Here is a 21520-nt window from a genome sequence, read left to right as displayed (position 1 = left end):
GCAAAAAAAGGAAAAGCGCGGTGAAACGAGTGCATGTAGCAGCAGCGGTGATCCGCGGTGTCGACGGCAGGATCCTGCTGGCGCGCCGCGCCGATACCCAGCATCAGGGCGGCCTCTGGGAGTTTCCTGGAGGCAAGGTGGAGGCCGATGAGTCGGTCGCCAGCGCACTGTCCCGCGAATTGCAGGAAGAACTGGGCATCCAGGTCACCACGGCGCGGCCGCTGATCAAGGTGCAACATGATTACCCGGACAAGCAGGTGTTGCTGGATGTCTGGGAAGTCTCGGCCTTTACCGGCGAACCCCACGGCGCCGAAGGGCAGCCGCTGGAATGGGTTGCCCCTCGGGACCTGCTCAACTATGAGTTCCCGGCAGCCAATGCGCCGATTGTGGCGGCTGCGCGTTTGCCGGCTGAATACCTGATCACCCCTGGCGAGTTGGAAACCCCGACACTGTTGCGCGGTATCCAGCAAGCCATCGCCGGCGGCATCAAGCTGGTTCAGCTGCGCGCACCCAACGGCTACGACCCCAAATACCGCGATCTTGCGGTGGATGCGGTGGGTTTGTGTGCGGGCAAGGCTCAGTTGATGCTCAAGGGGCCATTTGAGTGGTTGGGGGATTTTCCTTCGGCGGGCTGGCACATGACTTCGGCGCAACTGCGTAAATATGCGAGCAAAGGCCGGCCGCTGCCTAAAGATCGCTGGTTGGCGGCGTCTTGCCACAATGCCGAGGAGTTGGCGCTGGCGGAAATGATGGACGTGGATTTTGTCACGCTGTCGCCAGTGCAGCCGACGCAGACTCATCCTGATGCACAGCCGTTGGGTTGGGAGCAGGCGGCTGAGTTGATCAGCGGGTTCAGCAAACCGGTGTTTCTGTTGGGTGGGGTTGGGCCTGCTGAGCGGGAAAAGGCTTGGGAGGCTGGGGCTCAAGGTGTCGCTGGGATCAGGGCGTTCTGGCCCGAGGCATGAAACTCCACCGTAGCAGCTGCCTCGCTTGAGCTCGACAGCTGCTACGCGAGGGTTTGTCAGTGAGGCTTGGCCGCTGCCTGCCACAACACCTCAGCAACACCCTGACGCCTGGCAATCACGCGCGCCGCCACAAACAACAAATCCGACAGTCGATTGATATACGCCAACCCGACCCCTTCCAACGGCTCCACCGCATTCAAGTGCTGACACCGCCGCTCCGCAGTGCGTGCCAGGCTGCGGCATACATGGGCCTGGGCGATCAACGCCGAGCCACCGGGCAGGATGAAGTTCTCCAGCGGGCCCACTTCCTCATTCCAGCGATCAATTGCCGCTTCCAGCCGATCCACTTCTGCCGCATTCAATGCCTTGTACACCGGCATCGCCAACTCACCGCCCAAGTCGAACAGTCGATGCTGGCAAGGCGTGAGTACTTCAACCACATCCATCAACTCAGGGTGCTTGCCGCTTTGCTCTTCAAGATTGGCCAGCAGCAACCCCAGCTGGCTGTTCAGCGTATCCACTTCACCAATGGCTTCCACCCGTGGGTGGTCCTTGGGCACGCGGCGGCCGTCGCCCAGGCCGGTTTCGCCTGTGTCGCCAGTGCGGGTGTAGATCTTCGACAGGCGAAAGCCCATGGTCAGTGCTCCAGTTGGTTCAATTCGTAGGGGGGCAGTTGGCTGCCGGCCAAGGGTAGGCGCAGGGTGAAGCAGGTGCCTTGGCCGAGGGTGGAGTGCACCTCCATCTGGCCTTTGTGGTTGTTGGTGATGATGAAATAGGACACCGACAGCCCAAGCCCGGTGCCCTGGCCGATTTCCTTGGTGGTAAAGAACGGTTCGAAGGTGCGCTTACGCACGTTCTCGCTCATGCCGATGCCGTTGTCTTCCACTTGGATCTCCGCCCACGGCGGGTTGAGACGGGTACGCAGGATAATGCGCCCCGGCTCACTGCCGTCTGCACGCAGGTGGATGGCCTGGGCGGCATTTTTCAGCAGGTTGAGCAGCACCTGTTCCAACTCGTTGGCAGTGCCCGGAACCGGGCCCAGTTGGGGGTCGAACTGGCGGGTGATCGCCTGACCCTTGAAGTCAAAGCCGATGGCAAGGTCGAAGTCGTTACCGGCGATTTCCACGGCTTGGTCGATCAGCGCCGGCAAATCGCAAGGCGCCATTTGCCGGTTGCTACGGCGGCTGAAACTGAGCATATGGGTGACGATCTTCGCCGCCCGGGCTCCGGCCTGCTGAATACCATCGAGCAGTTGTGGCACGTCGCGGCCCTCGAGGTAACGGTTGACCGTGTCCAGTTCGATGCCAGCCTGTTCAGCGTGCTCCAGATTCTTGGGTAGGTCGGGAGACAACCGGCGGCGGATGTTCTGCACGTTATGCAGGATCGCCCCCAGCGGATTGTTGATCTCATGGGCCATACCAGCGGCCAGGCCACCCACAGAGAGCATTTTTTCCGACTGCACCATCATTTCTTCCAGGGACAGGCGCTGGGTGATGTCATCGATCCGGATCACCACGCCACGCCCAGCGCCCCCCATCAGCGGGTAGAAGGTCAGGGCATAGTGCTTGGGTTCATCGTCTTTGAACCACGTGACGCGCTCGATGCGTTCCACGGTGTGCTGTTCGACGGTTGCCCTGATCTGCGGCAGGTACGGTTTGAGCGGCTGGAACGCCAGGTAAATCGGCTGGTTCAGGGCTTCATCCAGGCGCGTGCCGGAGAGGGCGCTGGCCTCCTGGTTCCATTGGGTGACGTAGAGCTGTTCATCCAGGGCGATCAGCGCCGAGGGCATCGAGTCGATGATACTGTTCAGATAGTTCTGAAACCCGGTGAGCTTTTTCTCGATCTTGCTGCGAACTTGGACTTCCAGTTCGAGCTTGCGATTGGTGTGGCGCGTTTCTTCGGCCAGGCCTTGGGCCTGGTCATAGGCGGCCTGGGAGTCGTCACGCGCACGCTTGAGTTGCTGCTCGCGCGCTTCGATACGCGACAGCATGGTGTTGAAGGCTTCGGCCAGGCTGCCGATTTCATCGTGATTGCCGCGGCCGGCGCGCAGGGCGTAGTTCTCTTCGCGGGTGACTTGGCGCGAGAGTTCTTCCAGTTCGTGGATCGGACGGGTGATCAGGCGTTTGATCTGGCGGGCAATGACCAGCCACAGCAGCACGCTGAAAATCAGGATGCCCAGGCTGGCCGTGAGCGTGCCGGTATAGAACGCCACCGGCAATTCACTGCTGGCCACCAGCAACAGATGCCCGGACGGCTGGCCCGCACGGGGCAGGGTGATGATCTGATTGCTGCGAAACTCGGTGACACGCCAGGCTTCGATATGCCGGTAGTGGTCCGGCAGGTGCAGGCGGTCGCCGTGTTGCATCTGCGCCAAAAGGTTGCCAGCACCGTCGTACAGGGCGGCTGCACGCAGGGGGGAATAGCTGGTTAGCTCATTGAGCAGGGCATCAGCTTTCGCGGGCGACTCAAGGGCCTCGGCGGCGAGCGCGGGGTTGGACACCAGGCGGCCAATAGCCTGCAACGCCTGGGGCGCCATGCTTTCCTGGGAGATCCAGTAGGCGGCGCTGATAAAAGTCAGGTTGGCCACCAGCAAGACGGTGGTCAGCAGCACCAGCAGGGCGGCCAGCAGTTTCTGCCCGACCGGTAAGTTTTCAAGACGCTGGCGCAACGGCATCAGGGTTTTCCCAGGCAATAGACAGACGAGCAGGGTAGCGCGTGGCTCAGTCGCGGGGCAATCCGCGCGCGAGTAACTGCTCGACCAAGCGTACTTGCAGCTGTTGCAAATGCGGCAGGTTCAACTGATGACGGCTGGCTGCCTGGCAAGCATAGCCCAATAGATAGCTGATTTCGGTGCGTCGGCCGGCGGCCACGTCCTGGAACATGGAGGAGTAGTTGGCGGCCGTGGCGTGGATTACCCGTTCCACTTCTTGCTGCAGGTCCTGCGCGGCTGCGGGTTGGCCGCAGCATTCCAGCAGTTCACCGAGTTCGGCGCAGAGGGTGGCGACTTCGCAGTGATGGGCTTGCAGTTCTCCATTGCGGCACTGGTACAGCACCGTCAGTGGGTTGATCGCGCAATTGAGGGCCAATTTACGCCACAGCCGCGTGAGGATATCGGTGCTCCAATCGTGGGGGATGCTGGCGGCGTTCAAATCATCGAGCCAAAGTGGCGGGGTAGGGTGGCTGGCGTCTCCCAGCCAGGTATAGCCATGGCCGGCGAACACCACGCGCCAGTCGCCATCGCGAAATGCGCCTTCGGTGCTGGAGGCAAAGATGCAGCGAACCTGGGGCAGTTGCGCGGCCACTGCGTCTTGGCTGCCCAGACCGTTCTGCAACAGGATCAGCTCGGCATCGGGTGTCAGTCGATGTTGCAACTGTGCGACAGCGTCTTGGGCGTCGTAGGCTTTGCACGCCACCAGCAGGCGATGAATCGGTTCGGGGCTGTCGGGCGTTTCGCCGATGACCGGGTAAGTGTGTTCGACGCCTTGTTCTATCAGGGTCAGCCCTTTGGCGGCCTGATAACTGGCCAGGCGTGCCTCATCGCGCAGGATCAACCTTACGGGCACGCCCGCACGTGCCAGGCGAGTGGCCCAGAGTGTGCCCAGGCTGCCAGCGCCGAGAATATGCCAGGCGGTCGACATCAGTTTGTGCTCCGTAGGGTCGCTCACAGTGAACGCGGCGAAAGAACCGCTATAATGCTCCGGCATTTTAGCTCGGGCGCGCTCCATCTCTACTGAGCCCGCCCCTTATATTGGAGAAATGACATGCCTTCGTTCGACGTGGTATCCGAACTGGACAAACACGAAGTCACCAACGCCGTCGAGAACGCCGTCAAGGAGCTGGATCGCCGCTATGATTTGAAAGGCAAGGGCAGCTTCGAATTCAAGGAAAAGGACCTGACCGTCAACCTGACCGCTGAAGCCGATTTCCAGCTGGAAGCGATGATCGAGATCCTCAAGCTGTCGCTGGTCAAGCGCAAGATCGATGCGCAGTGCCTTGAAATCAAGGATGCCTACGCCTCCGGCAAGCTGATGAAGCAGGAAGCCGTGCTCAAGGAAGGCATCGATAAGGAGCTGGCGAAGAAGATCGTTGCCCACGTCAAGGACGCCAAGCTGAAAGTCCAGGCCGCCATCCAGGGTGAGCAGGTGCGTATCACTGGCAAGAAGCGTGACGACCTCCAAGAGGCCATCGCGGCCTTGCGTGCCAAGACGTTCGATATGCCGCTGCAGTTCAATAACTTCCGCGACTGATGGCACATTGTGGAACCAGCGGGCGTTTTTGACGTCCCACGCCCTAGACACCTGCGCCCACTCTTGAGCCCTACGGGGCTCAATTGCATTTGTGGCCCGTGAATACGCCGAACATCCGGTAACCAGGAGAATGTTGATGGATTTGAACGCTGAAATGGATCACTTGATCAAGACCTCACAGTCGTGGATCCCGATGATCATGGAATACGGCAGCCGGGTATTGCTCGCTGTAATCACCCTGGCCATTGGTTGGTGGCTGATCAACGTATTTACCCACCGAGTAGGGCGCTTGCTGGCCACCCGTAACGCCGATCTGGCACTGCAGCACTTCGTCACCAGCCTGGCGAACATCGCGCTCAAAGTCATGCTGATTGTCAGCGTGGCCTCAATGATCGGCGTAGCGACCACCTCGTTCGTTGCTGCGATCGGTGCCGCTACCCTGGCCATTGGCCTGGCATTGCAAGGCAGCCTGGCCAACTTCGCCGGCGGCGTATTGATTCTGTTGTTCCGCCCGTTCCGTATTGGTGACTGGATCGAGGCCCAGGGCACCTCGGGTACCGTCGACAGCATCCAGATCTTCCACACTGTGCTGCGTACCGGCGACAACAAGACGGTGATCTTACCTAACGGCATCCTGTCCAACGGCATCATCACCAATACCAATCGTCAGCCGACTCGCAAGGTCGTGTTTGACGTGGGTGTGGACTATGACGCTGACCTGCAGAAAGCTCGCGAAGTGCTGCTGGAGTTGGCGAAAGATCCGCGCGTGCTGGCGGACCCGATGGCTGTGGCCGTGGTTTCAACCTTGGGCGACAGCTCGATCACCGTGTCCCTGCGCTGCTGGACCAAGACGTCGGATTACTGGGATTTGGTGTTCTTGTTCAATGAGCTGGCACGTGACCGTTTGAAAGCGGTGGGAATTGATATTCCGTTTCCGCAGCGGGTTATTCGGGTGGTGCAGGAAACCTCCGAGAAGTAATAAATAACGATTGTTGCAAGGCAACGTGGGCGAAAAGTCGGACTCAGTGATGGTTAGTTTGCTAGCTATGTAATTTGAAGCCCTGACAGTAATAAACTAGACATAAAAAAACCGCGTACCCGAACAGGTATGCGGTTTTTTTATTGCGTTTAAACGGTAATCGAACTACCGGTTAATTACAAAATGCTCAACGGGTATTCGACAATCAGACGAGTGTCATTGTTGTCAGCGGAATAACCACTGTAGGCACCGTTAGAGCGATACATGGCGAAGCGCAGGCGGAACGACAGGTCTTTGGCCGGTCCGCTTTGCATAACGTACTTGGACTCGGCATCCCACTCGTTCTCCTTGCCTTCACCCAAGCCATTGGTCTTGATGTTGTCACCTTTGACGTAGCGGGTCATGAAGCTCAGGCCAGGAACACCATAGCTCGCCATGTTGATGTCGTAACGAGCCTGCCAGGAACGTTCGTCGCGACCCACGAAGTCGGATATCTGGATCGAGTTGGAGACGAAGATCGTACCGTTACCGTCGACGCCATAGTAGTAGCCGTTGTCACCGCTGGAGCGTTGGTGAGCGATCGTGAACTTGTGAGCGCCAATGCTGTAGGCGGCTTGCAAGCTCCACAGGTTGTTGTCTACACCCCGAGTACCGTCGCCGATCATATCGACCTGGTCACCACGCTTGTCACCCCGGGTACGGTACCCGTTGAGATCGAAGTTCAGCGATTGGGTGTCGCTCATCGGAAAGGTGTAGTTCAGATTGACATACTGCTTCTTGAAGTACTGATCAACATCCGACGCTGCGAAAGTGCCGGTAAGGCCTTCGGTAAATGCGTAGGTTGCGCCGAAGATATTGGCTGCGGTCAGACCTTTGCCATTGTCGAAGCCGTCGGAAACACCGCTGATGCTGTCGCGGCCCATGCCGGTTTGCTTGCTCAGGGCGGTGAAGCGACCTGCACTCAGCTCCAGGCCTTTGATTTCAGTGGAGGTGATCATAGTGCCCGTAGCGATTTCAGGCAGCAGGCGGCTGTCATCAGTCGAGAACACAGGGCTGGCGACGGTTTGTTGACCGTATTTCAAAACAGTATCGGAAATACGGAACTTGATGGCCGCGCCGCCCTTGGACTGAGTCCGTTCAGGGTTGCCATCACTGTCATTGGCGAACAGGCCGTTACCGCGACGGCCCGAACCGCCATCCAGCTTGGCCGAGCCCATCACGAATGCGTCAAGGCCAACACCAACGGTACCTTGCGTGAAGCCGGACTTGTATTGGAGCAGCTCACTGATACCGGTATCTTGACGATAGCCGCTTGTGCCCGAAGAAGGGTTACTCGCGCCATTCTTGTAATCACGGTTCATGTATTCCATGCGAGACTTGGCCGTGAGGCTTTGATCTTCGAGGAAACCCTTGGATTCGTCTTGAGAAGACGCCATTGCGAACTGCGTAGTGCCTGCTGAAACAGCCAGGGCGATCATGCTCCACTTCATCACGCGCATCGTGATTTGCTCCTTTGGTTTTAGGAAGAGTACTGCCGTCCCACCTGTATTTTTGTCTGGGCGGCTCTTTCTTTTTGTGTCGGCGCAAAGTTATATCACGCTGACAATGTTGGCGATACTTGCCCCACTTTCCTTTCAGCTTCTTTACGAGCGACGAGCGGGTCGTAAATTGCTAGATCCATGTCGCAATTTCACAGCCTCACTGTAACGAGACTGACAACTTCAATGCTGTGTCCATACCGTTAAAAGCGCGTAGAAAACGTGATTTTAAAGTTTGAAATCTTCCCTGGTGCACACTGAACCGCTGTTGTTTTCATCGCGAAACACCTGGATCCCTTCAGGTGCCGTTGCCGACGATAGGGGGATGAATGCAACAAGCGCGCCCAAACCGAAAATTGAATGTCATTTTTTCGTGAAAAACGTTACAGCTTCGTGAAAACCGCACAAACACGGGGTTTTTACGCCGATTGGTTAGGCCGTGATGCCCATGCTCTTTGGCTGTTCGCGAGTGCATAAATCCTTAACCTTGCAAAAACGTTACCCGTTCACCCCATTCGGTGGGTAGACGGAGGCTCGCTTTGAGGCATGAGTGGGTCATTTTGGTGCAATAACCCTCATGGCTCGGTTTGCAGTGATGGCTCAATGCCTTTGCGTGTTGAGGCCTCTGTACCGAGGGTCTCGTCGCAATGGTTCGACCAGCATCTGGCCAATCGCTGAAGTAGTGGTCATTGAGCGTAGTCGAAAAATTCGACTGTCTCGAAATGGTGCGCCTCTTTTTACCATGCGTTGCAAATGCGCATATGGCGCGGCGTGAAGCAGTACCGATTCGCAGGTATGCTATCGGCCTTGAACCTGTCCTGCCGAACGGAGTGCCTGCGGTGTTCGCTTTAGATCAACGCCTTCAACAAGACACGCTGGTCATTGGGGATTTCCCCCTCTGTCGCCTGCTGCTGTCCAATGACTCGAACTACCCTTGGTTCATCCTGGTGCCGCGTATCAACGGTATCAGCGAAATGTTTCAACTGGATGTCACCGACCAGCAGCGCTTATGGCAAGAAACCACCGCCTTGGCGCAATTGCTGAATGAAGGCCTTGCGGCTGACAAGATGAATATCGGCGCACTGGGCAACGTAGTCAGTCAGTTGCACGTGCACGTGATCGTGCGCAAACGCGACGACGCCGCTTGGCCGGCGCCGGTGTGGGGCAGGCATCCGGCCCAGCCTTACACCGATGAGCAAGTGACAGCCATCCGCGCTCGTCTGCGTGAGCTGCTGCCTGCCGATTTCATCTTTACCCAGGGCTGAATTATGGATTTGCAAGACCGCGTTACCGACCTGGAAAGCCGGCTGGCCTTCCAGGATGACACGATCGAGACCCTTAACGACATTCTGGTCACGCAGCAGCGTGCGGTCGAGCGCCTGCAGTTGCAGATGACCGCGCTGCTCAAGCGCCAGGAAGAGATGGGCGGCCAATTCGAGACATCGGAAGAAGAAGCACCGCCGCCTCACTATTAATAGCCGCGCATAAAAAAACCGCGATCCAGCAATGCTGGCTCGCGGTTTTTTTTGCTTCGAAGGCGCGTATCAGCGACGCGGCAGTGCAGCGATCACGTCTTCGGCTTGCAGGCCTTTGTCGCGATTCATGACGGAGAATTCCACGCGCTGGCCTTCCACCAGGACGCGATGGCCTTCGCCGCGAATGGCCCGGAAGTGGACGAAGATATCGTCGCCCGAATCGCGGGAAATAAAGCCGAAGCCTTTGGACGTGTTGAACCACTTGACGGTACCGGTATCCCGATTGGTCATGTCGTAGGTTGGCGACGAGGCCGCAGGAGACGAACGGTAGAAGCTGATGGCCAAGTGAAGAACGATGGCGACCACAGCAATCACCAGGCTGAGCAGGATGGCCGGGTGGCCGCCGACTTCTGGCATGGGGGCCAGGAGGGTGAGGGTTTGTACGACAACGGTCAGCACCAGCAGCGCGCTGACCAGGTTTTGCAGTTGATGACGTGTGCCTTTGTTCCAGTAAGGGATCGCGGGTGCCAGCGTCAGGTTAAGAAGGCCGAACAAGGCCAGGTACAGAGCGTCGTGTTGTTCCAGGTAGGGAGGGCTTCCCTGTTGCAAGCTCGGTATAAAGGACAGCAGCAAAGCTGCAACGCCCGTTAGCAGGTGGACGATTTTCAACATTTTGATTAACTCACGTTAAGACGGATCACGAGGAAGAGCTGACTGGCACGGTTCGCTTCTGAACAATGGGAGGCGTTGGGCACGTGCGCGGGTATCAGCCTATGTCGCTGCCGCAGAAAGTAACGGCGACGACACGCCGTCTATTTAACAGCAAAGGCTGTGGCTACTCAAATCAAGCATTTCGGGGTGTTGCAAGGAGGACGGCATTTCTGCGTCAAACGCTTGTCCTAGACACGTACAGGCCCTTCACACGGCTGGTAGAGATATTTCCCACATGGCTCGACGGCTGCGGCTGCGCCGTTTGGCAGGTTACACCGGGGCGAATTGCCGCTCCGGGCTGCGCATCACCGGCACTCTTGCTAGAGTGGTCCTGCACCTGATCAATAAATGCTTGTCAATTGAAGGGGATAAACATGGCAATCGATATCGGTATCAGTGAAGAAGATCGTAAATCCATCGTCGATGGGCTTTCACGACTGCTTTCCGATACCTACGTACTGTATCTGAAGACCCACAACTTCCATTGGAACGTCACGGGCCCCATGTTCCGTACGTTGCACCTGATGTTTGAAGAGCAGTACAACGAGTTGGCCCTGGCGGTGGACTCCATTGCCGAGCGTATCCGCGCCCTGGGTTTCCCGGCGCCGGGTGCGTATTCGATCTATGCCCGTCTTTCTTCTATCAAGGAAGAAGAGGGCGTACCCAGTGCCGAAGAGATGATCAAGCAACTGGTGGCCGGTCAGGAAGCCGTCACTCGCACAGCGCGCGGCATCTTCCCATTGCTCGACAAGGTCAGCGATGAGCCCACGGCCGACCTGTTGACCCAGCGTATGCAGGTTCACGAGAAAACCGCATGGATGCTGCGTTCGCTGCTCGAAAATCAGTAAACGCCGACCCTGAGTGGCGCCGTCCTGGCGCCGCTCGCTTGTTTCCGCGCATTTCCTGGCGTTGTCCTACGCCGATCAACTCCCACGTCTTCTGGCTGCCCGCTGCTCGCTGCTGTTTTATAGGGCCATTGCCCAAGGGGATATCCCGTGGGCTGCTGTTTGGCAATGGAGTGTCAGGTGTATGTCACGTGGAGTCGGTAATGGAGTGATGGAAACCGGTGGTTTTCATAAGATACAGGTCGACCCTTTTGCAAAAGGGTTCGATATGGGGCTGGCCAAGCCATTGTCCCGGTCGGTGAGGCTCAACGGGTTTTCCACTTGTCTGCGGCTGGAGCAGATCTATTGGAATATCCTCACGGAAATAGCCAGGATCAACGCCTGTTCAGTCAGTGCGTTGCTGTCTTACGTCGATCGGGAAGTGCACTTGCGTTATGGCGGTGTGAAGAACTTCAGTGGGTTGGTCAGGGTGGTGTGCGTGGTTCACGTCTTGAAAGGGCGTATTGAACCTTCATACTCACCGGGGTAGTCACCGGGCACCGGGGTCGGCCCATGTATGAGCTGAGGTGGGTAAGGCTCAGGACAGAAAGCCGGCTGCGCTGCCTCGATTTACCAGATATAATCACGCGCTTTGCTACGCATGCTGCGAACCCGCAGGGCAGGCGTGGCGCAGTAACGATCTGATCGCCGAGACATCTCCATGCCCATGTACGACTATCAATGCGCTTCCTGTGGTCATCAGTTGGAAGCCATTCAGAAGATAAGCGCCGCGCCGTTGGTCGATTGCCCTGCCTGCCAGGCTCCGGAGCTCAGGAAGATGTTGTCCATGCCGGGCTTCCGCTTGAGCGGCAGCGGCTGGTACGAGACCGACTTCAAGACCGGCTCGAAGAAGAACCTGGCCGGCGGCGACAAAGCAGACTGAGTTGAACTCTACGCGCAGGCTCCTGCATTATCCGTCCCTTGCTTTAATGTACGGTGACGAGGCGGGCCTCCACCGAATTTCGAATTACGAGAAGTGAAACCACTACCATGATGCGCAGCCACTATTGCGGCCAACTGAACGAGACCCTGGAAGGTCAGGAAATCACCCTTTGCGGATGGGTTCACCGTCGCCGCGACCACGGCGGGGTCATCTTCCTCGATATCCGTGATCGTGATGGTCTGGCCCAAGTGGTGTTCGACCCGGATCGCGCCGAGAGCTTCGCCGCCGCCGACCGCGTGCGCAGCGAATACGTTGTGAAGATCACCGGCAAGGTTCGCCTGCGTCCCGCTGGCGCTGTGAACAAGAACATGGCGTCCGGCGGCATCGAAGTGCTGGGCTACGAGCTGGAAGTGCTGAACGAGTCGGAAACCCCGCCGTTCCCACTCAACGAGTACTCCGACGTGGGCGAAGAAACCCGCCTGCGCTACCGCTTCCTGGACCTGCGTCGTCCGGAAATGGCCGAGAAGCTGCGCCTGCGTTCGCGCATGACCACCAGCATCCGCCGCTTCCTCGACGAAAACGGCTTCCTGGACGTTGAAACGCCGATCCTGACCCGGGCCACCCCGGAAGGCGCGCGTGACTACCTGGTGCCTAGCCGTACCCACGCCGGCAGCTTCTTCGCCTTGCCGCAATCGCCGCAGCTGTTCAAGCAACTGCTGATGGTGGCCGGCTTCGACCGTTACTACCAGATCGCCAAGTGCTTCCGTGACGAAGACCTGCGCGCCGACCGCCAGCCGGAATTCACCCAGATCGACATCGAGACCAGTTTCCTCGATGAAAAAGAGATCATGGACCTCACCGAGCAAATGATCCGCAACCTGTTCAAGGAAGTGCTGGACTTGGAGTTCGGCGAATTCCCGCACATGACCTTCGAAGAAGCCATGCGCCGCTACGGTTCCGATAAGCCAGACCTGCGTAACCCGCTGGAACTGGTGGACGTGGCCGACCAGTTCAAGGAGGTCGACTTCAAGGTGTTCAGCGGCCCGGCCAACGATCCTAAATGCCGCATCGCCGCCCTGCGCGTGCCTGGCGGCGCGAGCATGCCGCGCAAGCAGATCGACGATTACACCAAGTTCGTCGGCATCTACGGTGCCAAGGGCCTGGCATACATCAAGGTCAACGAGCGCGCCAATGGCGTTGAGGGTCTGCAATCGCCGATCGTCAAGAACATCCCGCTGGACAACCTGAACGCGATCCTCGATCGCGTCGGTGCGGTCGATGGCGACATCGTGTTCTTCGGCGCCGACAAATCCAAGATCGTCAGCGAAGCGCTGGGCGCACTGCGCATCAAGCTGGGCAACGACCTCGACCTGCTGACCTGCAAGTGGGCACCGATGTGGGTTGTTGACTTCCCGATGTTCGAAGAGAACGACGACGGCAGCTTCAGCGCCTTGCACCACCCGTTCACCGCGCCGAAGTGCACGCCGGCAGAGCTGGAAGCCAATCCGGCTGGCGCTCTGTCCCGTGCCTACGACATGGTGTTGAACGGTACTGAGCTGGGTGGCGGCTCCATCCGTATCCACCGCAAAGAGATGCAACAGTCGGTCTTCCGTCTGCTGGGTATCAATGAAGCGGAACAGGAAGAGAAATTCGGCTTCCTGCTCGACGCCCTTAAATACGGTGCACCGCCCCACGGTGGCCTGGCCTTCGGCCTGGACCGCCTGGTGATGCTGATGACCGGCGCCCAGTCGATCCGTGAAGTGATCGCCTTCCCGAAAACCCAGAGTGCTGCGGACGTCATGACCCAGGCTCCAGGTGTGGTGGATGCCAAGGCATTGCGCGAACTGCACATTCGTCTGCGTGAGACGCCGAAAGCTGAGTAAGGCCGCAGCGTGAAAGCGCACTGAGGTTTACGCAGTCTAAAAAGGCGCATCTTCGGATGCGCCTTTGCGTTACAAGGGCTGTGCTTTAAAGAGGGAAGTCCCACCTGGGGTGGGATTGTTAAGGTTTCTACAGAATTTCGGAGTTGTGTTATGGCTGGCCATTCCAAGTGGGCGAACATCAAGCACCGCAAAGAGCGTCAAGATGCCAAGAAAGGCAAGATCTTCACCAAGTGGATCCGCGAGCTGACCGTCGCTGCCCGCCAAGGCGGTGGTGACCCTGGCTCCAACCCGCGTCTGCGCCTGGCGCTGGACAAGGCCCTGGGTGCGAACATGAGCCGCGATATCATCGACCGCGCCGTGGCCCGTGGCGCCGGTGCCGCCGATACCGACGACATGGTCGAGCTGAGCTACGAAGGCTATGGCCCGGGCGGGGTGGCGGTGATGGTCGAGTGTATGACCGACAACCGCAACCGCACCGCAGCGGCTGTGCGCCATGCGTTCAGCAAGTGCGGCGGCAACCTCGGTACTGACGGTTCGGTGGCCTACTTGTTCGAGCGCAAGGGGCAGATTTCCTTTGCACCGGGTGTGGATGAAGATGCACTGATCGAAGCCGCGATGGAGGCGGATGCCGACGACGTGGTGACCAACGACGATGGCTCCATCGACGTGTTCACCTCGTTTGCCGGGTTCTATGCCGTGCGCAATGCGTTGGAAGCCGCTGGTTTCAAAGGCACTGACGCGGAAATCGTGATGCTGCCGACCACCAGCGCCGAGCTGGATCTGGACGGTGCGCAGAAAGTGCTGAAGATGCTGGACATGCTCGAAGACCTGGATGATGTGCAGAATGTGTATTCGAACGCCGATATCCCGGAAGAAGTTGCCGCACAGCTAGGCTGATGGGTGACGTAGATCAAAATGTGGGAGCGAGCAAGCCCGCTCCCACATTGGATCTCCTCTGTATCGAAAATTGTTTTACCCAACCTGCAGGCGCTATGACTTTAATCCTAGGTATCGACCCCGGTTCGCGCATCACCGGTTTTGGCGTGGTGCAACACACCCCGCGCGGCTGCATCTATGTCGCCTCGGGTTGCATCCGTACCGGCGCGGGCGAGTTGGCCGAGCGCCTGCAGATTGTCTATCGCGGCGTGCGTGAGGTGATCCAGACGTACGGGCCGGTGACCATGGGCATCGAGAAGGTGTTCATGGCAAAGAACGCCGACTCAGCCCTTAAGCTTGGCCAGGCCCGTGGCGCGGCCATCGTGGCCGGCGCGGAGGAGGGCATGGAGATTGCCGAGTACACCGCGACGCAGGTCAAGCAGGCCGTGGTCGGCACCGGTGGGGCCAACAAGGAACAGGTGCAGATGATGGTCATGCACATGCTCAAACTCACCGCCAAGCCGCAGATTGACGCCTCCGACGCCCTGGCCATCGCCATTTGCCATGCGCACACCCGATCCAGTCTCCTACCGCACGGCCTCGGTACGGCACGCAGTCGTGGCGGGCGCCTGCGTCTCTGATAGCATCAGCGCAATCGTTATTTCCGGTCAGGCCTTGATCTGACCCCAAGCTTTAAGGAACGAACCGTGATTGGACGCTTGCGCGGCACCCTGGCTGAGAAACAGCCGCCGCACCTGATTCTGGATGTAAATGGGTTGGGGTATGAGCTGGAAGTGCCCATGACCACCTTGTATCGCCTGCCGTCGGTCGGTGAGCCGATAACACTGCACACTCATTTGGTGGTGCGCGAAGACGCACAACTGCTCTATGGTTTCATTGGCAAGCGCGACCGTGACTTCTTCCGCGAGCTGATCCGCCTCAATGGTGTGGGGCCGAAACTGGCCCTGGCCTTGATGTCGAGCCTGGAAGTGGATGAACTGGTGCGAGCTGTTTCGGCCCAGGATACCTCTGCGTTGACCAAGGTGCCCGGCGTCGGCAAAAAGACCGCCGAGCGCCTGCTGGTGGAACTCAAGGACCGCTTCAAGGCCTGGGAAGTCGTGCCGAGCATGTTTGCGCTGGTGCCGAACCAGCCGGATATGCCGGCGGGGCAGGTCGCCAGCGCCGAAAGTGATGCGGTCAGTGCGCTGATCTCCCTGGGCTACAAGCCGCAGGAAGCCAGCAAGGCCGTATCGGCCATCAAGGACAAGAACCTGAGCAGTGAAGACATGATCCGCCGTGCCCTGAAGGGAATGATTTAAGTGATTGAAGCTGATCGTCTGATCGCGGCCACCGGCCCGCGCGACCGTGAAGAAATCCAGGACCGCGCCATCCGTCCACTGAGCCTGGCGGACTATATTGGCCAGCCTACCGTGCGCGAGCAGATGGAATTGTTTATCCAGGCCGCGCGCGGACGCAGTGAATCCCTGGATCACACGCTGATCTTCGGCCCGCCGGGTCTGGGCAAGACCACCCTGGCCAACATCATTGCCCAGGAAATGGGCGTGTCGATCAAGTCGACCTCCGGCCCGGTGCTGGAGCGTCCGGGCGACCTGGCAGCATTGCTGACCAACCTTGAGCCGCACGATGTGCTGTTTATCGACGAGATCCACCGACTCTCGCCGATTGTCGAGGAAGTGCTGTATCCCGCGATGGAAGACTTCCAGCTCGATATCATGATCGGCGAAGGCCCTGCGGCGCGCTCGATCAAGCTCGACCTGCCACCTTTCACGCTGGTCGGCGCCACCACCCGCGCCGGCATGTTGACCAACCCGCTGCGAGACCGTTTTGGCATTGTTCAACGTCTAGAGTTCTATAGCACCGCAGACTTGGCGACCATCGTCAGCCGTTCGGCAGGCATTCTTGGCTTGCCGCTTGACCCGGAAGGCGCGTTTGAAATCGCCCGTCGCGCCCGTGGTACGCCACGGATTGCCAACCGCTTGCTGCGTCGCGTGAGGGATTTTGCCGAAGTGCGGGCCAAGGGCCATATCACCAAGCCCGTGGCCGACCTGGCCTTGAACCTGCTGGATGTGGATGAACACGGCTTTGATCACCAGGATCGACGTCTACTCTTGACCATGATCGAGAAGTTCGACGGGGGGCCGGTGGGCGTCGACAGCCTGGCGGCGGCGATCAGCGAGGAGCGCCATACCATTGAGGATGTGCTGGAGCCGTACCTGATCCAACAGGGTTATATCATGCGCACTCCGAGGGGCCGCGTCGTGACGCGCCATGCCTACCTGCACTTCGGATTAAACATTCCGTCACGATTGGGTGAGATGCCCGTGGTAGACGAATTCCTTGATGCAGTGGACGATTAAAAGCTTCACGAAAGTCGATTTATTCGATGTTTGTGCTGTCCTAGTGGCTGGCGTCGTCTTTCAGTCACTGGATATGTTTCAGAGAATGAAAAAACAGTTGCCTGGCCGGATTGGCAACCTGAGGAGTAAGCACTAGAGTATGCGCGCGCAAAACGGGGATCAGTCGTTCGCTCATCGCTGTCGCGTTTATTACGAGGACACCGATGCGGGCGGCATCGTGTATTACGTCAATTACCTCAAGTTCATGGAGCGGGCTCGAACCGAGCGGCTACGGGAGCTGGGCTTTGCCCAATCCCAGCTGGCAGGGGAGGACCTGTTATTCGTCGTGCATTCCAGCGAGGCGCGCTATCACGCGCCGGCGCGGCTGGACGATGAATTGCTGGTAAGCGCTGAAGTAATCGAATTGAACCGTGTCAGCCTGCGTTTCAAACAGCAGGTCAGGCGGGCAACGGATGCAACGCTGCTCTGTGAGGGGCAGTTCCTGGTGGCCTGTGTGCGCACCAATAGTTTGAAACCCCGGGCCATTCCCGAAGCTCTACGTGCGGCCTTTGCCGGCGTAAGCGGCGCGGGTAAACAATCAAAGCAGGAGATTTAGCGTGGAACCTACCGTCGTCGACCATTCCTCCATGTGGAGCCTGGTCAGTAATGCCAGTGTTGTGGTTCAACTGGTGATGCTGACCCTGGTAGCCGCATCGGTTACCTCTTGGGTCATGATTTTTCAGCGCAGCAACCTGCTGCGTGCCGGTCGACGTGCCCTGGAGAGCTTTGAAGAGCGCTTCTGGTCGGGTATCGATCTGTCCAAGCTGTACCGCCAGGCCGGTAGCAACCCGGACCCGGATTCGGGCGTCGAGCAGATCTTCCGCGCGGGCTTCAAGGAATTTTCCCGTCTGCGCCAGCAGCCAGGCGTGGACCCGGAAGCGGTCATGGAGGGTGTGGCCCGCGCCATGCGCGTCGCCATTTCCCGTGAAGAAGAGAAGCTTGAGCAGAGCTTGCCGTTCCTCGCCACCGTCGGTTCCGTGAGCCCATACATCGGCCTGTTCGGTACCGTGTGGGGGATCATGAATTCCTTCCGCGGCCTGGCCCAGGCCCAGCAAGCGACCCTGGCCACCGTTGCCCCGGGTATCGCTGAAGCCCTGGTCGCCACCGCGATCGGCCTGTTCGCTGCGATCCCGGCAGTAATCGCCTACAACCGTTTCGCCGCTACCAGCGAAACGTTGATTGGCCGTTACTACACCTTCGCCGATGAGTTCCAGGCGATCCTGCACCGTAAAGTGCACACCAGCGAAGAATAAGCAGGTAATTCCCAATGGCTTTAATCGCTCGAGCTCGCAAAAAGCGCAAGCCGGTCGCCGAGATGAACGTAGTGCCTTACATCGACGTGATGCTGGTGCTGCTGGTTATCTTCATGGTGACCGCGCCGATGCTCAACCAGGGCGTGAAGGTTGATCTGCCCAAGGTTTCCAGTGAAGCCTTGCCGCAAGACAACAACACTCAGGTCCTGACCATTTCGATCAAGGCTGACAAGACCTATTACTGGAACCTTGGCAGCGAAGTCGACACCCAGAAGCAGCAGGACAAGGCCCTCACCTTGCCAGCGATGACTGACGCTGTGACCAAGATCATTCGCTCCGGCAACGAAGGCGGCAAGCACACCCAGGTCTTCATTCGCGGTGACAAGTCGGTCGACTACGGCTCCGTCATGGGCGCCATGGGCGGGCTGCAGAAGGCCGGCGTCGGTAACGTTGGCTTGATTACCGAGGCGCCCTGATGCAGCAACAGCGAGAGCCGTCCGCCTCGGAAAGCTTCTTCTGGCCTAGCGTCTGGGCAATTGCCCTGCACGTCCTGGTGTTTGGCATGCTGTTCGTCAGCTTTGCCATGACCCCGGACCTGCCGCCAGCCAAGCCTATCGTGCAGGCGACCCTGTATCAGCTGAAATCGAAAAGTCAGGCCACCACCCAGACCAATCAGAAGATTGCGGGTGAGGCCCAGAAGTCGGCTGCGCGCCAGACTGAAGTCGAACAGATGGAACAGAAGAAGGTCGAGCAGGAAGCGGTGAAGGCTGCTGCGGAACAAAAGAAAGAAGAGGCGGCTCAAAAGGCCGAGGAATCGAAAAAGGCTGACGAAGCCAAGAAAGCTGACGAGGCGAAAAAGGCGGATGAAGCCAAGAAGTCCGAGAAAGCTGCCGAAGCTAAAAAGGCTGAAGAGAAACAATTGGCTGATATAGCCAAGAAGAAATCTGAAGAAGAAGCCAAGAAAGCTGCTGAAGAAGAGGCCAAGAAAAAGGCCGCTGAAGACGCTAAGAAGAAAATAGTCGAAGACGCGAAGAAAAAAGCCGCCGAAGACGCCAAGAAAAAAGCTGAAGCAGACCAGGCGAAGAAGAAAATCGCCGACGACGCGAAGAAGAAAGCTGCCGCCGACGCCACCAAGAAAAAGGCCCAGGAAGCAGCGCGTAAATCCGCCGAAGAGAAAAAGGCCCAGGCCTTGGCTGATTTGCTTTCCGACACGCCTCAGCGTCAGCAAGCCTTGGCCGATGAGCAAGGCGATGATGTCGCGGGCAGTTTCGACGACCTGATTCGGGCGCGGGCAGCAGAAGGCTGGACACGTCCACCTTCGGCGCGTAAAGGCATGACAGTAGTGCTGCAGATCGGCATGTTGCCGGACGGTACGGTGACTTCGGTCAGCGTGGCCAAGTCCAGTGGTGACGGTTCGTTCGACAGTTCGGCGGTTGCCGCGGTCAAGAATATTGGCCGGTTGACCGAGATGCAGGGAATGAAACCAAGCGACTTCGCTCCCTATCGATCATTCAAGATGACATTCACACCTGAGGATCTAGCCTTGTGAGAAACCTTCTTCGAGGAATGCTTGTCGTTATTTGCTGTATGGCAGGGATAGCGGCGGCGGATGAAAAGAACATCCTGGTCACCAGCGGTAGCGATCGGGCCACCCCGATCGCGGTAGTACCGTTCGGCTGGCAGGGCGGCAGCGTGCTGCCGGACGACATGGCCCAGATCGTCGGTGACGACCTGCGCAACTCCGGCTACTACGCACCGATTCCAAAGGGCAACATGATCAGCCAGCCGAACCAGGCCAGCGAAGTTGTGTTCCGAGACTGGAAGGCTGTTGGCGCCCAATACCTGATGGTCGGCAACATCACGCCGGCCGGCGGTCGCCTGCAAATCACCTACACTTTGTTCAACGTGGCGACCGAGCAGCAGGTCTTGACCGGCAGCGTTTCGGGCACCACCGAACAACTGCGGGACATGGCCCACTACATCTCGGACCAGTCGTTTGAAAAACTCACCGGCATCAAGGGTGCGTTCTCGACGCGTCTGCTTTATGTAACGGCTGAACGTTTTTCCGTGGATAACACGCGCTACACGCTGCAGCGCTCGGACTACGACGGTGCACGCGCAGTGACCCTGCTGCAATCGCGTGAGCCAATCCTGTCGCCGCGCTTTGCGCCGGACGGCAAGCGTATTGCCTATGTGTCTTTTGAGCAGCGCCGCCCACGGATTTTCGTGCAGCACATTGATACTGGCCGTCGTGAGCAGATCACTAACTTTGAAGGCCTCAACGGTGCACCCGCGTGGTCGCCGGATGGTTCGCGCCTGGCGTTCGTGCTGTCCAAAGATGGCAACCCGGATATCTACGTGATGAACATGGCTTCGCGCCAGCTCAGCCGCGTAACCAATGGCCCTGGCATCAATACCGAGCCGTTCTGGGGTAAGGATGGTTCGACCATTTACTTCACCTCTGATCGTGGCGGTAAGCCACAGGTCTACAAGGCAAACGTGAATGGCGGCGGTGCGGAACGTGTGACCTTTATTGGTAACTACAACGCCAACCCTAAGCTTTCGGCCGATGAAAAGACGTTGGTGATGATTCACCGTCAGGATGGTTTCACTAATTTCCGGGTTGCGGCCCAGGATTTGCAGCGCGGAACCGTAAAAATCCTCACAGATACCAACCTTGATGAGTCAGCCACTGTTGCGCCCAACGGCACCATGGTAATCTACGCCACCCGCCAGCAGGGCCGGGGAGTCTTGATGCTCGTGTCCATTAATGGACGCGTAAGGCTCCCGCTTCCTACCGCACAAGGCGAAGTCAGAGAACCATCCTGGTCCCCTTACCTGAACTGACGCGGCGCTACAAAAAGAAGTACTTAACACACTGGGGTTCATTAGGAGTTTCACGATGGAAATGCTGAAGTTTGGTAAGTTTGCTGCTCTGGCTCTGGCTCTGTCCGTAGCTGTTGGTTGCTCGTCTAAAGGCGGCGACAATGCCGGTGAAGGCGCAGCTGTTGATCCAAACGCTGGTTACGGCGCTAACACTGGTGCAGTTGACGGCTCCCTGAGCGAAGAAGCTGCTCTGCGCGCGATCACCACTTTCTACTTCGAATACGACAGTTCGGACCTGAAACCAGAGGCCATGCGCGCTCTGGACGTTCACGCGAAGGACCTGAAAGCTAACGGCGCTCGCGTTGTTCTGGAAGGTAACACTGACGCCCGTGGTACTCGTGAGTACAACATGGCACTGGGCGAGCGTCGTGCGAAAGCCGTTCAGCGCTACCTGGTACTGCAAGGTGTTGCTCCAGGCCAACTGGAACTGGTTTCCTACGGTAAAGAGCGTCCAGTTGCCACCGGTAACGATGAGCAGTCCTGGGCTCAAAACCGTCGCGTCGAACTGCGTAAGTAATTCGTC

Annotated in this window: 24 protein-coding genes; 19 read left to right on the top strand and 5 right to left on the bottom strand. The window is 58.4% G+C overall.

Translation table 11 applies throughout. The features are described 5' to 3' along the window. Positions 1-20 precede the first annotated feature (20 nt). On the top strand, positions 21-965 hold the full coding sequence (locus tag AACY52_RS00765) for a Nudix family hydrolase (protein ID WP_339427474.1): 945 nt from the start codon (positions 21-23) through the stop codon (positions 963-965). A 56-nt stretch (positions 966-1021) separates the two neighbouring features. Here AACY52_RS00765 and AACY52_RS00760 read toward each other — a convergent pair whose 3' ends face one another. Genes AACY52_RS00760 through AACY52_RS00750 form a run of 3 tightly spaced genes read right to left on the bottom strand, consistent with a single transcriptional unit; the run spans position 1022 to position 4603 of the window. Then, positions 1022-1600 carry a cob(I)yrinic acid a,c-diamide adenosyltransferase gene (locus tag AACY52_RS00760; RefSeq protein ID WP_339417218.1) on the bottom strand — a complete coding sequence of 193 codons (579 nt, stop codon included), beginning with the start codon at positions 1598-1600 and terminating at the stop codon, positions 1022-1024. Between the two features lie 2 nt (positions 1601-1602). Continuing rightward, a complete protein-coding gene (locus tag AACY52_RS00755; protein ID WP_339417217.1) occupies positions 1603-3639 on the bottom strand; it encodes an ATP-binding protein in 2037 nt (678 codons plus the stop codon). 46 nt (positions 3640-3685) lie between these two features. Next, entirely contained in the window at positions 3686-4603 is a 918-nt protein-coding gene (locus AACY52_RS00750; RefSeq protein WP_339560163.1) for a putative 2-dehydropantoate 2-reductase, read from the bottom strand. A 123-nt stretch (positions 4604-4726) separates the two neighbouring features. Between AACY52_RS00750 and AACY52_RS00745 the strand changes: the two genes are divergently transcribed. Beyond that, a complete protein-coding gene (locus tag AACY52_RS00745; RefSeq protein ID WP_159955504.1) occupies positions 4727-5212 on the top strand; it encodes a YajQ family cyclic di-GMP-binding protein in 486 nt (161 codons plus the stop codon). Positions 5213-5348: 136 nt separating this feature from the next. Then, a complete protein-coding gene (locus AACY52_RS00740) occupies positions 5349-6191 on the top strand; it encodes a mechanosensitive ion channel domain-containing protein (RefSeq protein WP_339417212.1) in 843 nt (280 codons plus the stop codon). 176 nt (positions 6192-6367) lie between these two features. On the opposite strand, the gene AACY52_RS00735 is transcribed toward AACY52_RS00740, so the two are convergent. Next, on the bottom strand, positions 6368-7690 hold the full coding sequence (locus AACY52_RS00735) for an OprD family porin (protein ID WP_339417210.1): 1323 nt from the start codon (positions 7688-7690) through the stop codon (positions 6368-6370). Positions 7691-8568: 878 nt separating this feature from the next. On the opposite strand from AACY52_RS00735, the gene AACY52_RS00730 reads away from it, so the two are divergent. Continuing rightward, positions 8569-8994, top strand: a complete 426-nt coding sequence (locus tag AACY52_RS00730) for an HIT domain-containing protein (RefSeq protein ID WP_339436031.1) — start codon at positions 8569-8571, stop codon at positions 8992-8994. A gap of 3 nt (positions 8995-8997) precedes the next feature. Then, positions 8998-9204 carry a SlyX family protein gene (locus tag AACY52_RS00725; RefSeq protein WP_015885618.1) on the top strand — a complete coding sequence of 69 codons (207 nt, stop codon included), beginning with the start codon at positions 8998-9000 and terminating at the stop codon, positions 9202-9204. A gap of 69 nt (positions 9205-9273) precedes the next feature. On the opposite strand, the gene AACY52_RS00720 is transcribed toward AACY52_RS00725, so the two are convergent. Further along, entirely contained in the window at positions 9274-9876 is a 603-nt protein-coding gene (locus AACY52_RS00720) for a cold-shock protein (protein WP_339560162.1), read from the bottom strand. A gap of 413 nt (positions 9877-10289) precedes the next feature. Between AACY52_RS00720 and AACY52_RS00715 the strand changes: the two genes are divergently transcribed. The 14 genes from AACY52_RS00715 (at position 10290) to pal (ending at position 21514) form a co-directional block, all read left to right on the top strand. After that, entirely contained in the window at positions 10290-10763 is a 474-nt protein-coding gene (locus AACY52_RS00715) for a Dps family protein (protein WP_003193874.1), read from the top strand. Positions 10764-10944: 181 nt separating this feature from the next. Continuing rightward, positions 10945-11289: a ribbon-helix-helix domain-containing protein gene (locus tag AACY52_RS00710; protein ID WP_065889943.1), complete on the top strand. Its 345-nt coding sequence runs from the start codon at positions 10945-10947 to the stop codon at positions 11287-11289. A 171-nt stretch (positions 11290-11460) separates the two neighbouring features. Further along, entirely contained in the window at positions 11461-11682 is a 222-nt protein-coding gene (locus tag AACY52_RS00705) for a zinc ribbon domain-containing protein (protein WP_339417204.1), read from the top strand. 107 nt (positions 11683-11789) lie between these two features. After that, positions 11790-13565: an aspartate--tRNA ligase gene (gene aspS, locus AACY52_RS00700; RefSeq protein WP_339560161.1), complete on the top strand. Its 1776-nt coding sequence runs from the start codon at positions 11790-11792 to the stop codon at positions 13563-13565. A gap of 150 nt (positions 13566-13715) precedes the next feature. Next, positions 13716-14462: a YebC/PmpR family DNA-binding transcriptional regulator gene (locus AACY52_RS00695; RefSeq protein ID WP_339417200.1), complete on the top strand. Its 747-nt coding sequence runs from the start codon at positions 13716-13718 to the stop codon at positions 14460-14462. A gap of 95 nt (positions 14463-14557) precedes the next feature. After that, positions 14558-15082, top strand: a complete 525-nt coding sequence (gene ruvC, locus AACY52_RS00690; protein ID WP_339417198.1) for a crossover junction endodeoxyribonuclease RuvC — start codon at positions 14558-14560, stop codon at positions 15080-15082. A 66-nt stretch (positions 15083-15148) separates the two neighbouring features. Continuing rightward, positions 15149-15760 (top strand): Holliday junction branch migration protein RuvA, encoded by a 612-nt coding sequence (gene ruvA, locus AACY52_RS00685; RefSeq protein ID WP_003175802.1) that lies wholly within the window; start codon positions 15149-15151, stop codon positions 15758-15760. Then, complete coding sequence (ruvB, locus tag AACY52_RS00680; protein ID WP_024077146.1) at positions 15761-16819, top strand: Holliday junction branch migration DNA helicase RuvB; 1059 nt, start codon at positions 15761-15763, stop codon at positions 16817-16819. A 139-nt stretch (positions 16820-16958) separates the two neighbouring features. Continuing rightward, positions 16959-17414 carry a tol-pal system-associated acyl-CoA thioesterase gene (gene ybgC / locus AACY52_RS00675; RefSeq protein ID WP_071484353.1) on the top strand — a complete coding sequence of 152 codons (456 nt, stop codon included), beginning with the start codon at positions 16959-16961 and terminating at the stop codon, positions 17412-17414. A gap of 1 nt (position 17415) precedes the next feature. Next, on the top strand, positions 17416-18111 hold the full coding sequence (gene tolQ, locus AACY52_RS00670; RefSeq protein WP_339417195.1) for a protein TolQ: 696 nt from the start codon (positions 17416-17418) through the stop codon (positions 18109-18111). 23 nt (positions 18112-18134) lie between these two features. Further along, positions 18135-18587, top strand: a complete 453-nt coding sequence (tolR, locus tag AACY52_RS00665) for a protein TolR (RefSeq protein ID WP_161793227.1) — start codon at positions 18135-18137, stop codon at positions 18585-18587. Further along, entirely contained in the window at positions 18587-19660 is a 1074-nt protein-coding gene (tolA, locus tag AACY52_RS00660; protein ID WP_339417194.1) for a cell envelope integrity protein TolA, read from the top strand. The genes tolR and tolA overlap by 1 nt, the downstream gene beginning before the upstream one ends. Positions 19661-19677: 17 nt before the next feature. Further along, positions 19678-20958: a Tol-Pal system beta propeller repeat protein TolB gene (gene tolB, locus AACY52_RS00655; RefSeq protein ID WP_339417192.1), complete on the top strand. Its 1281-nt coding sequence runs from the start codon at positions 19678-19680 to the stop codon at positions 20956-20958. Positions 20959-21013: 55 nt separating this feature from the next. Further along, the gene (pal, locus tag AACY52_RS00650) at positions 21014-21514 is read left to right on the top strand and encodes a peptidoglycan-associated lipoprotein Pal (protein WP_003193861.1); all 501 of its coding nucleotides are present in this window, start codon (positions 21014-21016) and stop codon (positions 21512-21514) included. Positions 21515-21520: the final 6 nt, after the last annotated feature.

It is taken from the genome of Pseudomonas sp. EA_65y_Pfl1_P113 (assembly GCF_963970525.1).
Taxonomy (GTDB): domain Bacteria; phylum Pseudomonadota; class Gammaproteobacteria; order Pseudomonadales; family Pseudomonadaceae; genus Aquipseudomonas; species Aquipseudomonas tritici.
Note: the sequence above shows the minus strand (reverse complement) of the source record. Positions and strands in the feature narration are given on the sequence as shown.

Bases quoted from the DNA above. Each gene is read 5' to 3' on its own strand.
- AACY52_RS00710 (WP_065889943.1), top strand. From the start codon at position 10,945: ATGTCACGTGGAGTCGGTAATGGAGTGATGGAAACCGGTGGTTTTCAT.
- AACY52_RS00715 (WP_003193874.1), top strand. From the start codon at position 10,290: ATGGCAATCGATATCGGTATCAGTGAAGAAGATCGTAAATCCATCGTC.
- pal (WP_003193861.1), top strand. From the start codon at position 21,014: ATGGAAATGCTGAAGTTTGGTAAGTTTGCTGCTCTGGCTCTGGCTCTG.
- AACY52_RS00695 (WP_339417200.1), top strand. From the start codon at position 13,716: ATGGCTGGCCATTCCAAGTGGGCGAACATCAAGCACCGCAAAGAGCGT.
- AACY52_RS00720 (WP_339560162.1), bottom strand. From the start codon at position 9,876: ATGTTGAAAATCGTCCACCTGCTAACGGGCGTTGCAGCTTTGCTGCTG.
- aspS (WP_339560161.1), top strand. From the start codon at position 11,790: ATGATGCGCAGCCACTATTGCGGCCAACTGAACGAGACCCTGGAAGGT.
- AACY52_RS00725 (WP_015885618.1), top strand. From the start codon at position 8,998: ATGGATTTGCAAGACCGCGTTACCGACCTGGAAAGCCGGCTGGCCTTC.
- tolB (WP_339417192.1), top strand. From the start codon at position 19,678: ATGCTTGTCGTTATTTGCTGTATGGCAGGGATAGCGGCGGCGGATGAA.
- ruvC (WP_339417198.1), top strand. From the start codon at position 14,558: ATGACTTTAATCCTAGGTATCGACCCCGGTTCGCGCATCACCGGTTTT.
- AACY52_RS00745 (WP_159955504.1), top strand. From the start codon at position 4,727: ATGCCTTCGTTCGACGTGGTATCCGAACTGGACAAACACGAAGTCACC.
- AACY52_RS00740 (WP_339417212.1), top strand. From the start codon at position 5,349: ATGGATTTGAACGCTGAAATGGATCACTTGATCAAGACCTCACAGTCG.
- AACY52_RS00735 (WP_339417210.1), bottom strand. From the start codon at position 7,690: ATGCGCGTGATGAAGTGGAGCATGATCGCCCTGGCTGTTTCAGCAGGC.
- AACY52_RS00760 (WP_339417218.1), bottom strand. From the start codon at position 1,600: ATGGGCTTTCGCCTGTCGAAGATCTACACCCGCACTGGCGACACAGGC.
- AACY52_RS00750 (WP_339560163.1), bottom strand. From the start codon at position 4,603: ATGTCGACCGCCTGGCATATTCTCGGCGCTGGCAGCCTGGGCACACTC.
- AACY52_RS00755 (WP_339417217.1), bottom strand. From the start codon at position 3,639: ATGCCGTTGCGCCAGCGTCTTGAAAACTTACCGGTCGGGCAGAAACTG.
- tolA (WP_339417194.1), top strand. From the start codon at position 18,587: ATGCAGCAACAGCGAGAGCCGTCCGCCTCGGAAAGCTTCTTCTGGCCT.
- ybgC (WP_071484353.1), top strand. From the start codon at position 16,959: ATGCGCGCGCAAAACGGGGATCAGTCGTTCGCTCATCGCTGTCGCGTT.
- AACY52_RS00705 (WP_339417204.1), top strand. From the start codon at position 11,461: ATGCCCATGTACGACTATCAATGCGCTTCCTGTGGTCATCAGTTGGAA.